This is a genomic window from Paenibacillus sp. A14, from assembly GCF_036864815.1.
Classification (GTDB): Bacteria; Bacillota; Bacilli; order Paenibacillales; family Paenibacillaceae; genus Fontibacillus; species Fontibacillus sanfengchensis.
Genome location: NZ_JBAGJD010000004.1, coordinates 618,984 through 633,401, shown reverse-complemented (window position 1 = coordinate 633,401; position 14,418 = coordinate 618,984). Strand labels below are relative to the sequence as shown.

The following is a 14,418-nucleotide window of genomic DNA, read 5'->3' as shown; positions in this document are numbered from 1 at the left end:
CGTAGAATAAAAAGTCAAATAGGGGAAACAGCTTACAAGTCGGCACGCTTTGCTTATACAAACTAAAATCGCCCGCTGTGACCAGCGGACGATTCCGGGTTATGAAACCTTATTGTCATCCTTTCGTCGCTCCCGCCGCAATCCCTTTGACGAAATATTTTTGCAGGAAGACGAACACGATCAGGATCGGAACAACGGACATCGTCGTCCCGGCGAAGATCATATCCCAACGCGACGAGAACTCACCGATATACCGGTAAATTTCCACGACCATCGTCTTGGGCTCACCGGAAGGAAGCACCAGCATCGGCATCAGGAAATCGTTCCAGATTCCGAGGCCGTTCAGCACGACCATGCTGGCCGTAACCGGTCCGAGGAGCGGGAACACGATGTTCCAGAAAGTTCGGGCTCTGGTGCAGCCGTCGATTTCCGCCGCCTCCTCAATTTCCGTCGGAATGCCCTTAACAAAGCTCGAATACAGCAAGCTGCCGAATCCGACCGAACCGGCGACATAAATCATGATGGGACCCGCCAGGCTGCCGTACAAACCGAACATCTTCAGCTCTTTGAACAGCGGAATCATATAAGCCTGAAACGGAATCATCATCCCGGCGAGGAAATACAGGAAGACGAATCTCGTCCATCTGGCGTTTCTCCGCTGGATGGCATAACCGGCCATCGGGATGAAAAGAACCTGGAACACGATGGATACCACCGTTAAGATCAGGCTGTTTTGAATCGCTTTCGGGTAGTCCGTTTCCGTCAAGAGATACTTGAAGCTTTCCAAATACACCGTGGTCGGGAAGGACAGCGCATCCCTCATAATTTCCGCGTTGCTCTTGAACGCGGACATGATATTGAAGAAGATCGGAAAAAAGAAGACGACCGCAATCAGCAGCGTAAACGCAAATATCAGGATATCCAGCGAAAGTCTGCGTGTCTTTAATTTCATTACAGCTCGACCTCCCTCTTCTGGAGGAACTTCACCTGAATGACGGTAATGACCATAATGATGAGGAACAACACGATCGCCAGCGCCGTACCGAATCCTTGCCGCAGTTCGCCGAATCCGACCTTGTAAATCAGATAGGTCAGCGTTTCGGTGTCAAATCCCGGACCGCCGTCCGTCATGACCGCAATCTGATCGAAAATTTTGAGCGCGCTGATCATGGAAAGAACCAAACAGACGGTGACCGATCCGGCGAGCAGCGGGAACGTGATATGGCGGAACTGCTGCCACCCGTTGGCTCCGTCGATGCTGGCCGCTTCGTTCAACTCTTGGGGGATGCCCTGTAATCCGGCGAGATAAATAATCATATAATAGCCGGCGCCTTTCCATACCGTGGACAAAATGATCGCCAGCATCGCGTATTTCGGATCGCCCAGCCAGTCCACCGCGAACGCGCCCAGGCCCATTTTGTCCAACATCTGATTAACGACGCCAAAATTGTAATTGAGCAGCATGGCCCACACAAATCCCATCACAATGCCGCTAAGCAGCGTAGGGAAATAAAAAATGCTTCTGAACAATTTGCTCAGCCACCGTACTTTATCCACCAGCAGGGCGAGCAGTATGGCGATCGCGTTCTCAAGCAGCACGAGGCTGATCGTCATGACCAAGGTGTTTTTTAGAGCGTTATGGACCCGCGGGCTGTTCCAGATCTCCACGAAGTTGGCGAGGCCGATAAAGCGAACGTCGGGACTGATGCCATCCCATGATGTAAAGCTGTAATACACGCTGCCGAGCGTCGGAACAATGACGAACAGGGTATACAAAATAAAGGATGGCAGAATGAAATACAGCGCATAGGACCGCCACTTTCTTTTCTTTGTCACGGGAGCTTGCGGCTTGTCGATAGCCGCTATGGGTGTAGACATGGTACTCTCCCTCCTTTTCTCTTTAGAGAGGGAACCTTCCGTGAACGAAGGTCCCCTCGCCTCATCCGGCTTGGTTACATGGAGTTGGCTTTTACCTGATTGTCGTATTCCGTATCCGCCTGCTTCATATACTCCAGTACATCCCCATCTTTGACCACAAGTTCCTGAAGCAGCTTGTAATACCAGTTGCGGAATTGCGGAGGAATCAGGTTTTCGCCCCACCAGTTGTTGATCGCCAGCGACTTGGTCACATTCGGATCGCCCATGATGTCGAGAACCGTCTGCATCTGCTCGGTCGCATTATACGTGATATTTTCCTTTGTCGAAGGGATTCCGTTGATCGTTTCCAAATATTTCGCATAGTTTTCGGCCTTGAAGAAGAAGCGGATGAATTCTTTTATCGCCTCCACCTTGTCCGGATCCTTGGAAGCCTCCGTCGAGAGAGACCAACCGCCCGGAGTCGGCAGCCCTACGACATTTACTTTGCCTCCCCGGTCAGGAATGGCGTAGAAACCGAATTCAAAATTCGGGTCGGCTTCGGCGATTTGCGTAAACATCCACGGTCCGGAGAAGAGTTGGGCCGCCTTGCCGGTAACCAGGAAGGAAGCCGTCTGATTGTCGCCGGTGCTCATCCAGCCCTTGTCGACATACTTCCGGAACAATTCCTTGTAGTCCGTGATCGCCTGAACCACGTTGGCATCGGTGAAGCTGACCTCCTTCGCCGTACGCTTGGAGTTCCAGTCCGGGTCCTTCACGTAAACCTGGTCGATCAGGAACTTGTTGACCCAGAAGCCCATGTGGAAAATATCTTTACCTCCGACCACGAGCGGCGAAATCCCGCTGGCTTTCAGCTTTTCCTGTAACGCGATGAATTCGTCCCAGTTTTTGGGCAGCTCCGTGACCCCGGCTTTTTCGTACGCCTTTTTGCTGTAGATGATTCCTTGCGGGGAAGTCAGCGTGAGAGGGGCATTGTATACCTTCCCGCCGTCCACCTCCGGAAGCGTACTGAACAGGTCCCGCAAATCGGCAGGCAGCTCCACGATTTTCCCGGCGTCCGCAAACACTTCCGTATCCCGCATTTCCACAAGATCAGGGAACTCGCCGACCGCATCCTTCGTTTTTAACCAATCCAGGTATGCGGATGAAGTCGTTTCGCTCAAGTCCTTGATTTTGATGTTCGGATGTTCTTCCATAAATTTTTTAATCGCGTCGGCAATCGCTTTTTTACCGGCCGGGTCGCCGGACGCGTAACCGATCGTGAAGCTGATTTCTTTGGGTTTGTCCCCTTGCGCGACTCCGCCGCCGCCCGATTCCGGGTTATTCCCCGCATTTCCGCCGGAGTTGCCTCCCCCGCATGCGGTTAGTACCAAGGACGTCGCCAACACCAGCGCGGATAATTTCAGCCATGTTTTTCTAAACATTTATATTAACCTCCCTTTTGTCCTTCGAACTGGAACCGATATGAACGATGTGCGCATCACCGCTCCGAAAACGCTTCCTCGGTTCAAGCATAGCATTTGCCTCATACGAACTGAATGAACTTTTTTAAGCTCCGCCTGCGCAGTTTTAAGAATATAAACCGTGGGGATCTGCGCAAAAAAAAACGAACGGAATGTTCAGATTTCCGTTCGTTCCGCCCCCGTCTCACCGGCTAGCGGAAAAGTGAGTACGATGGATGTGCCGATGTGTTCGCGGCTGTTGATGACGATGCCGTAAGGCTCGCCGAATACCGATTTGATGCGTTCGTGCACGTTTTTGAGGCCGACGTTTTTCCCCGGAGCTTCGGGGTCGCTTAACACGAGATTCAACCGCTCCAGCGTTTCGCCACTCATGCCGATGCCGTCATCGTAGACGGTGATCACGAGGTCATGGTCACGCTTTTCGATGGTGACCCCGACCGTTCCCTTTCCTTTTTGCTTGAGACCGTGCTGAATGGCGTTCTCGACGATCGGCTGCAGGGAGAGCTTTAATATTTGCCAGTTCAAGTCCACTTCCGGAGCGATTTCGCACATTAGCTCGAAACGCTGATCGTAACGTACCGAAATGATATAAAAGTAATCCTTCAGGTTGTCCAGTTCGCTCCGGATACTGACCTTCTCCTCGCCGTAATCGATGACGTATTTAAGCTGATTGGACAGGGCAAGAATCAGGTCGGCCACTTCATGGTCGTCCTTATCGACCGCGCTCATCCGGATCACTTCGAGGGTATTGTACAAAAAATGCGGCCGAATTTGACTCTTGAGCGCGTTCAATTCCGTCTGCTTCTGTTTAATCTGCGCCACGTAAGCCTCGTCGATGTACTCTTTCAGGCGGTCGACCATCCGGTTGAAGCTGTGGCTCAGCCTGCCGAGCTCGTCGTTGCTGCGCACCTCGACACTCGTATTCAAGTTCCCGGATTCAACCTTGGCCATCTGCCTCATCAGCGTCAGGATCGGCGCCGACAGCCGTTTGGAGAACCAGGCGCCCATCACGACCAGCGCGGCGGAAGACAGCCCGATGGCGACAAAAACGGTCATTCTCACGGAGAGAAGCTGCTGAAACAAGGAATCGCGGTGAACCCGGACCGTCAGAGCCCCGTTCAAAAACGGAATCGGCTCCGACATGACCATCATCCCTTGATCCGATTTGATCTTCTCCCGGCCCCCCGCCGAAGGAGCGCCCTCCCGATTGCTGAAATAAACATTGCCGCTTCCGTCAAGCAGGTATAGTTCATCCTTCTCCCCCAAGTTGAGCTCCTGAAAAAACTGACCGAATATCGTGGCGTCCACGTCCATAAATAACGTCCCGACGATCTTTGGCTCGGCCGTCACTTTGCCGGAAATGTCGATCAGGCTTCGGCCGATGGTAAACACCTTTCGTTGGGAAGTAAAAAAATAGTCGTCGGCATGCGTGGGGAATATCGCCACTTTTGAAGGATTGTCGCGCATTTGCCGCAGCCATGCCTTGTAAGGCAGCAGCTCCGCGTCCATCCCTCGGTTTTCTTTTTCCTGATAATAAAGCTTCCCGTCCCGTTCCCGGACAAAATAGACGCTGCTAATGTAATTATCGCTGTACAGCACCGTTTTCAAAAACGAATCGATCGGGATATTGTTGATCTGCTCCAATTCATTTACATTGTAAGTTTGATTTTGACTGGAGCTATCGACGAAGCCTTCGTATTTCCCGGTATACATCAGCTTCGACACTTCATTATATTGATTGAACGAGGTGTTTAAATTGTAGCTCATATACATGATCATCTGTTGCAAATTTCCGGTGGTATACCGCTGTACATACCCCGTAAACGTGTTCACCGAAAAAAGGCTTAGCGCAAACAGTGGAATCAGCCCGACCAAAATGAACGCCCCCGCAAATTTCACAAAGATCCCGGTGAATTTTTTGCCCCGTATCCCCATAAGCCGCGTCCCCTATTCCACGCTGGCGGATTGCCGGTATTCCTGCGGCAGTTTGCCGTACATTTTTTTGAACATATCGCTGAAATGACGGGCGTTGTTGTAACCGACGCATTCGGCAATTTCGTAAATCATCAAATCCGTGTCCAGCAGCAAACGAAGCGCGTGCTTCATTCGCTCCTCGGTTAAATATTGTTTGAAGTTTTTTCCGGTATGCTTCTTAAAGAAGCTGCTGAAATAATACGGGTTCATATATATAATGGCGGCCATGGATTCCAATGTGATGTTCTCGGCGTAATGCTCCGCCATATGGGCTTTGACCTGACGCAGTTGGGCGACCTCTTTGTTCGACAGCTTGCGGGCGAACCGCTCGAAGGCTTGCCTCACAACAGCCGACAATTCTTCCGCCACGCCTGCAAAGGTGGCATGACCCGACAAACTTTCCAGGAGTGAATTTTGACCGTGACCGCCCTGAAAAGACCCGATAGGCACCCCGATGCTCGCCATTTCCTGCTCCAGCAGCAAAATCGTATTGTAGACGTTCGTAATGGCCAACTGTTTGCTGCCTCCGGCAAGATGCTTGACGATAGCCAGCAGCAGATCGGTCATTTCCGTAAGCATCTCCTCGTTCTGGGAGGTCACGGCTTTGAAAATTCCCGCCTGCGGCTCCGATATACTGCGCATTTCTCCGGCAGGAGGCGCGTCTTCCTTTCCCGCTTCGACAATCCGGTTCACCCCGGTAAAATACCTCGTTTTAAGCGCTTCCAAAGCGGAGCGGTAAGACTCGTCCGCCGCTTCGATCCCGGAGACCGGAACGCCGATGCCTAACGACACCTTCAATTTCAAAAAAGCGTTTACTTTACTGTGCAGATCTTCAGCCAGCTTGAGCGGCTCGCCCGGCTGCTCATACGGAATCAAAATGCCGAACCTTCCGTCTTTATGGAACATCAGACCATTGCCGCGGCTTTCCAGCGTTTCTTTGATGATATTATTCAGGGCGAACTGAACGAGCTTGCGCTCCCGTTCTTCCCAGCGGGAATCCCCGCCCATTTCTTCGTCCGGTTCAAGTACGCAAACACCCGTATACCTGCTTAACGCGATGGCCCCCATGCGAATCAGTTCCCCGGCCGCGCGCTTGTCTCCATCCATCAAGCTGTCCAGCAATTCCTCAATCGTCACGGTCCGGTTTTTCCGCTCGTAATGATCCAGCATCTCCTTGGCCCGTTCCCCTTCGCTCTCCTCGCGGATTAACGAAGCGGCCTTGCTCACCACGTCCTCCAGATGCTTCTTGCTCACCGGCTTGACCAGATAATCGAGCGCCCCGTACTGAATGGCTTGACGGGCAAAGGCGAATTCCTGATAAGCGCTGATGAACACCACTTTAATCTGGCGGGCCTGCTCATAAAGCTCCCTAACAATATCAATCCCGCTGCCCCCCGGCATATTGATATCGCTAATAATCAGGTCCGGGCGGGCTTCACGGATCAGCTGCCTCAGTTCGTTCCCGTCATTGGCTTCGCCAACGATGGCGAACCCCATTTCCTCCCACGGAATCAACTTCTTCAAACCCCGCAATATTACCGGCTCGTCATCCGCCAACAACACCCTGATCTGCATGTCTCTTATCCTCCCAACGGTACGGATGTAATCGCGAGTATGTGAACTCAACCTGTCAGGTCCTTTCTCTCATTATACAGCCTTGCTTCCTTTACTGTAACATGCGGCTTTTCACAGCATAACGAAAGTTTTTTAAGGCGGGTGTCTGCTTTTTTAAGATGGTGTCGGAAAACAAGAAGCGCCTCGCATGACGGGAGCCAAGGAGCCATGTCCTTCAACCCTTCAAGGAGGCGCATAACAAGCGAATATTCAGCTAAAGTTCTTTGCTTCGTCCGCAGTACCTCCAGCGGCGTTACCCATTTGCTCTCAGCTCTCCGCTCTCCGTCCTTCTAAACGCGCTGCGCGATCGACTCCGCATTCAGTCCCAAATGCTCGCGCAGCGTTTTCCCGGTGTACTCCGTGCGGTAAATGCCGCGATTTTGCAATTCGGGTATAACCTTGCTGACAAAATCCTCGAGCCCCGACGGCAGCAGCGGCGGCATCAGATTAAATCCGTCGGCGGCATCTTCCTCAAGCCAACGCTGCATCGTATCGGCAATCTGCACCGGTGTTCCGGCCAGCGTGAAATGGCCGCGGCCGCCCGCAGTGCGAATGATGAGCTCGCGAATCGACAGCTTCTCCTTGCGGGCCAGATCGGTATATAGCCGAAACCGGGCCTGCTGGCCCTGAACCAGCTCCGGCGCAGGCAATCGCTCGTAAGGCAGCGGGCCGTCCAGCGGACAGTCGGACAGGTCCGTTTGAAGCAGCGCCGACAAATTGTACAGTCCGTATTCGGATACGCTCAGCTCGTTCAACTCGCGTTCCTTCTCCTCCGCCTCCGCTTTGGAATCGCCGATGAACGGAATCAGCCCGGGCAGTATTTTCATTTGTTCCCTTCCGCGTCCCCAAACCTTCAACCTGCCTTTTAAATCGGCGTAAAACGCAGCCGCCTCGCCGATGCCGGGCTGGGCCGTGAACACCATCTCCGCCCACCGTGCGGCGAACGCCTTGCCGTCCTCCGAAGAGCCGGCCTGTACAAGCACCGGCACGGTCTGCGGCGAGCGCGGCAAATTGAGCGGACCCGCGACAGATACATGCTTGCCCCCGTAATCGGCCGCCTTGATCCGGTCCATATCGGCATAGAGGCCGGCTGCTCGATCGAGAAGCAGCGCGTCTTCCGCCCAGCCGGTCCACAGCCGGAGCGCCGCCTCGACGAACTCGTGCGCCCGCTCGTAACGAAGCGAGTGGCTCAAATGCCGCTCTTTGCCGAAGTTGCGGGCGGTCGCATCTCCGGTCGAGGTCACAATGTTCCAAGCCGCACGCCCGCCGCTGATATGATCGAGCGAAGCGAATTTGCGGGCGATATGGTAAGGTTCGTTGTAGGTGGTTGAAGCGGTCGCCGTCAAACCGATGTTTTCCGTCACCGCCGCGAGCGCCCCCAGCATCGTAAACGCCTCAAGCTGCGGAATGACGCGGTATTTCGTCATTTGGTTCAACCGGTATTTTTCCGCAAGAAAAACCGAATCCATCTTCGCCTGCTCGGCCAACTTCGCCATCCGTTCGTAATAACGGAAGTCGGTCGCCAGTTCAGGGCTGGCGGACTGGTGGCGCCAACTGGCCTCGTGATGGCCGGTGCTCATCAAAAACAAATTTAGGTGCAATTTCTTTTCTTGCCGGGTCGGTCTCATCTTCCTTCCCCTCCTTTTCCGATATGGCCGTATCCGAGTTTGTCGCGGCTGCGCCGCTCCCTTTGCTGTTTTTCCAGCGCGGCCCGACCGAGTTCCTCCGCCCGGAGCGGGTCGATCGCAAACAGACCGTCCTCGTCGCCGATGATCAAATCGCCCGGTCGCATCGCCACGCCGCCGACGCTGACAGCGGTGTTGACTTCGCCTTCCAATTCGAGCGAGCGTGTCGTCAACGCGCTGATACCGCGCGAAAACACCGGGAAACCAAGCTGCCGAAGCGCCGCGGCATCGGAGACGCAGCCGGATACAACCGCTCCGGCGACCCCTTTGGCCATTGCCTTGTAGGCACGGAATTCGCCCCAGCAGGCCCGCTCCTCGTCGCCCGACATGTCGATGACGAGCACATCGCCCGGCCGCGCCAGTTCAAGCGCCTCGCGCAGCGCGGAGGAATCGGTATGGGGAAGACGCACCGTGAGCGCGCTGCCGAGCAGGCGAATCGGACAAAACAGCGGCCGGATTCCGCGGACATAGCCGAAATCGGTCAAATGCCCGATCGTGGACGCTTGTATGCCGCGGTATAGTTCCAGCAGCTCCGGTTGAAGCGACGCGGCGTGAGGTTCAATACGCAGCATGCGGCACCTCCTGCGGCTCGGCGGCGCGCAGCGGATTCGGCATTTCGCCTTTGCCGTACGGCATGCTGCCCGGAACCTTCGCCGACTGGGCAAGCAGCGGCCGCACCACCTGCTTCCACGGCCAACACTCGGCGCGGAACAGACCGGCGTGAATAACCTCTTCCTGCCGCTGTGGCAATGCGGCACGATCAAGCGCTATCTGCAGCACTTCCTTCAATTCGGTCCACAATCGTTCCTCGGAAATACCGTAAACATTGGACAGACTGTCCATAATGGCGAACAGATTGACCTGGATGCCGAGCATCTGGAAAAACGCCAGCAACTGCTGCGGCGAATCGTGATACAGCGAGTTCGGCACGCCGGGGCGCAGCAGATAGCCGGGGTCATCGAGACCGGCCTCGCGCAGCCAAGGCACATGGACGCGCAGGGCGTCGTGGTCGCGAAGCAGCAGGCCGCATACCCGCCCCGCCTTCAAAACGAGCACCGCATTTTGTCCATGCACCTCCGGCACAAGGCCGAAACGCAACAGCCGCAGCGACAGCTCGCCGAACATCAACGCAATTTCGCGGAACAGTTCCAGCGTTCCCTGCGCCGCGCTCGGCAGGCCGCGCTGCCGCAGCCATTCGCCAAAGAGCTGCGATTCGGCACCGTGTACCGCCAGCGCCGACATCGGCACAAGCCGGTATCCGACATCCCCGGCAAGCTCCCGTGGATAGCTGCGAATCATCGCCGACAAATGGCGCGGATCATCCGCAAACAAGTCGTTATCATGCGGAGCCAGCGCCCACCAGCTACCTTCCTCGCATAAATACAGCTTCTTGCCCAGCACCGGATCAAGCCGCCGCGCCTGCCGCAGCAGCGATTCGGCGCGCACACCGTTCATCAGCTTGATCGCCGACAAATAGCGAAGACCGCCAAGCGAGCGGATGCCGAGCGGCAGTTTTACATGCCTCGGCGAGCTGCCCAGGCTCATCAGCGATCGGACCGACGATGTGGCATAGAAGGTGCCCGCCGCCGTGTCCAGCGGCACACACACGCCGCTTGCCAGCTCCGAGCGAAGCCGCTGCGGCAGCATCTCCTCCATCTGCCACGGATGCACGGGCAGGGCGATATGCGTACCGTGCAGTCCGCGCGACATCAACTCGCGGTCCAGTTCCGCCTGCTCGCCCGCCGGAAGCAGCAGCGACTGCGGCAGCGCGTCCCCCGCACCGTCGCCGGTCAGCAGCCGGTCGCGTCGCACAGCCATCCAACGCAGCCGGATCGGCTGCTCCGCTTCGGCCGTATAGCGGCCGCATTCGCCGCGGCCCCAGCCGAGCTTGGCTTTCGCGACCGGGTGAAACGGCCGGTCGCGAAACGCGGCGCAGCGCTCCAGCGCAAGCAGCGACCGGTCCGGCGGCAGCGCCAGCAGGTCCGGCGGGACCGGCACGCGCCTTTCCAGGGACCAGCCGATTTGCTCGGCCGTCTGCCGCAGCATATCAATGAACGCCTCCGTCCCTTCCGGGCGCACATCTCCCGCCTCGGCGCGGCTGTCCGCAACGCGGCGCATCAATTCCGGCGGCGATAGCAGCCTCGCCTCGCCGGCAACGTTGCTTGCCGCGACGAGCGCCGCCGGCTCGCAGCGCAGCCGCTGCACCGGTGAGCGGCGCAGCCCGAACACGATAGCGTCATCGCCACCCGGCCGCCACAGGCCGATTAATCCGCCTCTCTCATCGAATGGCGTTTGGCCGGCCTCTCCTGCCGCTTCTATCCGATGCGCCGTGGAACGCGTCTTGCCCTTACCGTTTTTCCCGTCTGCACAGACCCTGCCGTTTATGCCGCCGGAGGGGGAACCGCCTTCAACTCCGATTTCCTCCGTGGAGCTAAGCAGCAGTTTCCGGGCCGCGGCGAACGCCTTGTCGGAACCGGTGAGCGCATTAGCGTCCTCCGTTGCGATTATCCGCAATCCGTCCATCAGTTCCTCGGCCAACAGCGCGTTGAGCAAGTCCTCCATGACGCGCCGCGCCGCTTCTTCTCTTATCAGCTTATCCGGCATAAAAGCTCTCTCCTTTCGCCGCGCGAAACGCGTGCAGCGGATTCGGCACCCATTTCGGCTCGACCTCCGAATCGGGCCAGAGCCGCCTGCGCGCCAACTGCTCGATGCGGATCGTTTCCGAGAATAAATCGTAAAGCGCATATTGCCGCGCAAATTCGGGATGACGGTTTTGATACCCGAGGATAACCTCAGCGATGCGCTCCCAGAATGATTCCTCAGCCAAGCCGAATCGTTCGTTTAAGCAGAGGCCCAGATCGCCCAGGCAGACGAAAAAGAAAGCGCTGTGCAAAAAGTCCCGGACAGCCTCGGGATCCTCCGTTTGCATGTGCGAGTGACGGTTAAGCGCCAGATGGGAAGCCGGTTCGGGATGGAGCTGCGGGCATAGCTGCGGCTCCGGCAGCAAGCGGCGGCAAAAACGCACGCCATCATGGAAATCGCGCAGCGCGATGCGGACGGGACGTCCGTCCCGATGCAGGAGCAGGATGTTCTGCGCGTGTGATTCCAGCGCCACGCCATGGGCGTACAGCATATGGATCAGCGGCGTCACCGCCGCCTCCAGCAGCTCGCCGAGCCATGCGTGCAGACCGTAGCGGGAGATCCATGTCTCGACATGGGCCGCCGCTTCGCCTTCGGCATACGACAGCGCGGCAAACGGCAGCGCCTGCTCACCGTCCTGCAGCACGGCTTCCTGCCCGCGCCTCATGATGGCCCCCAGCGCGCCGTAGGCGCGATCGCGTACCGAGGGGGACAGCTCCCGCGTTTCAAAGGCGATGCCGGCATATTCGTCAAGCAGCGCGAATTCCGGCTTGTCCGGCGTACGGTCGTAGGCGATCAGATCGTGCAGCCAATCCGACACAAGGGCCGCGTTCAGCACCGTATGAAGCGCCAGCATGCGCCGGGTCGACGTATTGACGATGCCCAGCGACAGCTTCAAGGTTGCCTTGCGGCGGTCGGTGACATTTTCCAGGCTGCGGATCGATTGCTGTGCGCGGTAGACATCATCAGCCCACCCGAGCGGAATCAGGAGCCCGTCGGCTATTTCCCGGTGCAGCGCCGGAACGACGACATGCTCCCACTGCCACGGATGGACGGGCATGAACCGGTAGTCGCCCGGGCGGTGACCCCGCCGCTCCAGCTCGAAGCGGAAGCGTTCCAATGCGGCCGGGCCCAGTTCCTCACGCAGCCAGGTCTCCTCGTCCAGTCCGCGCCGCAGCGACAAAAGGGCGTACGAGCGGGAGACGGCGACCCACAGCGGCCGCAAAGATTCGCCGAACTCCGGCCCGTACAGCCGGTTGTCGGCGGCGTCAAAGCCGATGCGGGATTTGTAGCAGGGATGGTACGGATGGCCGTCCAGTTCCCCCTCCTCGTGATCGCGCGGCCGCCGGGCCCCTTCGAGCTTGCGCCAAGCGCGCGACTCCGCATCGTGCAGCAGCGTGCGGGCCAGCTCCTCCTGCAGGCGGAGCAGCAGTTCTCCCTGCTGCCGCTGCCCGAGCACCTCATCGACGAAAAGCGCCAGCCGCGCAGGGCCCGTCTCCCCGTCCGGCGCAATGCGCCGCAGCGAGCCGCGATCCAACCGGATCCGGCCGAAGCTGAAACTGCGTCGGCAGACGAAACGGTAACGGACCGCCTCGCCTGTTGCCGAGCGTCCCGCCAACTCCACGGCGCGGGTTTCGCCCGGTTGCGGCAGCCCTTCGTCCGGCGCGACGATTTCCTCGTACAGCGACGCTTCGATCAATTGCCCAAGCACTCGCCGCTCAGCCGTCTCATAGGAGTCCGAGCGGATCGCGGCAGCGCGTTTGTCGATTTCGTTCCAACTTTTCATTTTCGCCTCACCTCGTATATTTTTGATTCGCATCCTTTCGTTCGTGACCATGAGTAGTTTCTGTCTTCGGTGTCTTCGGGTATTATCTCAAGCGTTGCGGCCGGCATCCGGTTGTTCAGACCTCATCCGCCCCTCCTTCTCTCGCGGCCTGCCGCGCCGTCGCCTTCATCCACAACAGGTTTAACGCAAAAAGAACGGCCGAGCCCGCAAAAATATAGCGCAGACCAAAGGTTGCGGCAATCCATCCCATGCCGACGGAGCCGAGCAAGCCGCCGGCCATCTGGGCGCAATTGAGATAGCTGTAGGCGCGGCTTTCCATGCCCGGCGGAGCGTGCCGCCGCACGAGCGCGTTCAGCGACGGGCCGAGCCCGCCAAGGCAGGCGCCGTTGCAAAACCTCAGCGCGATCAACTGCCAGAGCTGCTGCACGAACGTTTGCGGAATCGACAGCAGCATCGCTCCCAGCAGCGAAGCCGTCAGTACGCGGCGCTGGCCGCGGCGGTCGCCCAGTTTGCCCAGCTGCGGCGCCGCCAGCATATTCGCCGCCCCCATCGCGGCGGAGGCGATACCGGCGAGCAGCGCCACACTGCCGCTGCCGGGCGCGAGCATCTGCACGTACAGCGGAATAAGCGGCAGGGTGCCGACCGTCGCCGCTCGCTGCAGCGAAGCGGAAACAAACAGGGCCGGCAGCGGACGCCGCGACATAATTTCCCGCATGTCGCCCCGCAGTCCGGCCGTTGGCGCTATCGGCGGATGCTCTTCGCGCCGCTCGCGGACCCCGAAGAGAACGACCAGCGAAGCGGCAAAAATGCCGGTCCCAATATAGAGAAACACCTCCGCAAAGCCGAAGCGATCCGCCAGCAAACCGCCCAGCAGGGGTCCGCAAATCGTGCCGCCAACCGAGCTGGCGTGCAGCAGCCCGAGGGCGTAACCGCCTCGCTCTTTCGGCGAGCTTTTGGCCGTCAAAGCCACCGCGGCGGGGCTGAAGCCGGACATCATGCCGTTGAGCAGACGCAGCAGCAACAACTCAAACGGTCCCCGCACCACGGCCATCAGCGTAATCGTCATAGCCATGCCGAAGCCCGAGCGCAGCAGCATCGGCTTACGCCCGTGCCGATCGGCCACTCTTCCCCATACCGGCGCCATGACAAAGGCGCTGAGAAGATTCGCGCCATAGATCGCCCCCGACCAGAGCGTCACTTCGGCATGCCCGCGCACGCCGAGCTCCTGCAGATACAACGGCAAAAACGGGGTAACGCAGCTGACGGAGGCCATCGCCAGAAACTGCCCGGCGCACAGGATATACAAACTGCGCTTCCAACTTTCCATCTCCGTCAGGCTTCCTTTCGTTGTCGGTCGCCAGCACCGCAATCTTCAAGCGGG

The 14,418-nt window shown here is 57.9% G+C and carries 10 protein-coding genes; all 10 read right to left on the bottom strand.

Going from position 1 to position 14,418, the window contains the following annotated elements; all coding sequences use genetic code 11:
- Window positions 1-115: 115 nt before the first annotated feature.
- The 10 genes from V4U88_RS14315 to V4U88_RS14270 all read right to left on the bottom strand — a co-directional run bounded on the left by V4U88_RS14315 (window position 116) and on the right by V4U88_RS14270 (window position 14,406).
- The gene (locus V4U88_RS14315) at window positions 116-952 is read right to left on the bottom strand and encodes a carbohydrate ABC transporter permease (protein ID WP_334073917.1); all 837 of its coding nucleotides are present in this window, start codon (window positions 950-952) and stop codon (window positions 116-118) included.
- Window positions 952-1,878, bottom strand: coding sequence for a carbohydrate ABC transporter permease (locus tag V4U88_RS14310; protein WP_334073916.1), 927 nt, complete (start codon window positions 1,876-1,878; stop codon window positions 952-954). Before V4U88_RS14310 ends, V4U88_RS14315 begins: the two co-directional genes overlap by 1 nt.
- 74 nt (window positions 1,879-1,952) lie before the next feature.
- Window positions 1,953-3,299 (bottom strand): ABC transporter substrate-binding protein, encoded by a 1,347-nt coding sequence (locus V4U88_RS14305; protein WP_334073915.1) that lies wholly within the window; start codon window positions 3,297-3,299, stop codon window positions 1,953-1,955.
- A gap of 195 nt (window positions 3,300-3,494) precedes the next feature.
- Window positions 3,495-5,273, bottom strand: a complete 1,779-nt coding sequence (locus tag V4U88_RS14300) for a cache domain-containing sensor histidine kinase (protein WP_334073914.1) — start codon at window positions 5,271-5,273, stop codon at window positions 3,495-3,497.
- Between the two features lie 12 nt (window positions 5,274-5,285).
- Window positions 5,286-6,887: a response regulator gene (locus V4U88_RS14295; protein WP_334073913.1), complete on the bottom strand. Its 1,602-nt coding sequence runs from the start codon at window positions 6,885-6,887 to the stop codon at window positions 5,286-5,288.
- A 329-nt stretch (window positions 6,888-7,216) separates the two neighbouring features.
- A complete protein-coding gene (locus tag V4U88_RS14290; protein ID WP_334073912.1) occupies window positions 7,217-8,554 on the bottom strand; it encodes an LLM class flavin-dependent oxidoreductase in 1,338 nt (445 codons plus the stop codon).
- Entirely contained in the window at window positions 8,551-9,183 is a 633-nt protein-coding gene (locus tag V4U88_RS14285) for an RraA family protein (protein WP_334073911.1), read from the bottom strand. The genes V4U88_RS14290 and V4U88_RS14285 overlap by 4 nt, the downstream gene beginning before the upstream one ends.
- The gene (locus V4U88_RS14280; protein WP_334073910.1) at window positions 9,170-11,215 is read right to left on the bottom strand and encodes an IucA/IucC family protein; all 2,046 of its coding nucleotides are present in this window, start codon (window positions 11,213-11,215) and stop codon (window positions 9,170-9,172) included. Before V4U88_RS14280 ends, V4U88_RS14285 begins: the two co-directional genes overlap by 14 nt.
- Window positions 11,205-13,037 carry an IucA/IucC family protein gene (locus tag V4U88_RS14275; protein WP_334073909.1) on the bottom strand — a complete coding sequence of 611 codons (1,833 nt, stop codon included), beginning with the start codon at window positions 13,035-13,037 and terminating at the stop codon, window positions 11,205-11,207. The genes V4U88_RS14280 and V4U88_RS14275 overlap by 11 nt, the downstream gene beginning before the upstream one ends.
- A 115-nt stretch (window positions 13,038-13,152) precedes the next feature.
- Window positions 13,153-14,406: an MFS transporter gene (locus V4U88_RS14270; RefSeq protein WP_334073908.1), complete on the bottom strand. Its 1,254-nt coding sequence runs from the start codon at window positions 14,404-14,406 to the stop codon at window positions 13,153-13,155.
- Window positions 14,407-14,418 lie beyond the last annotated feature (12 nt).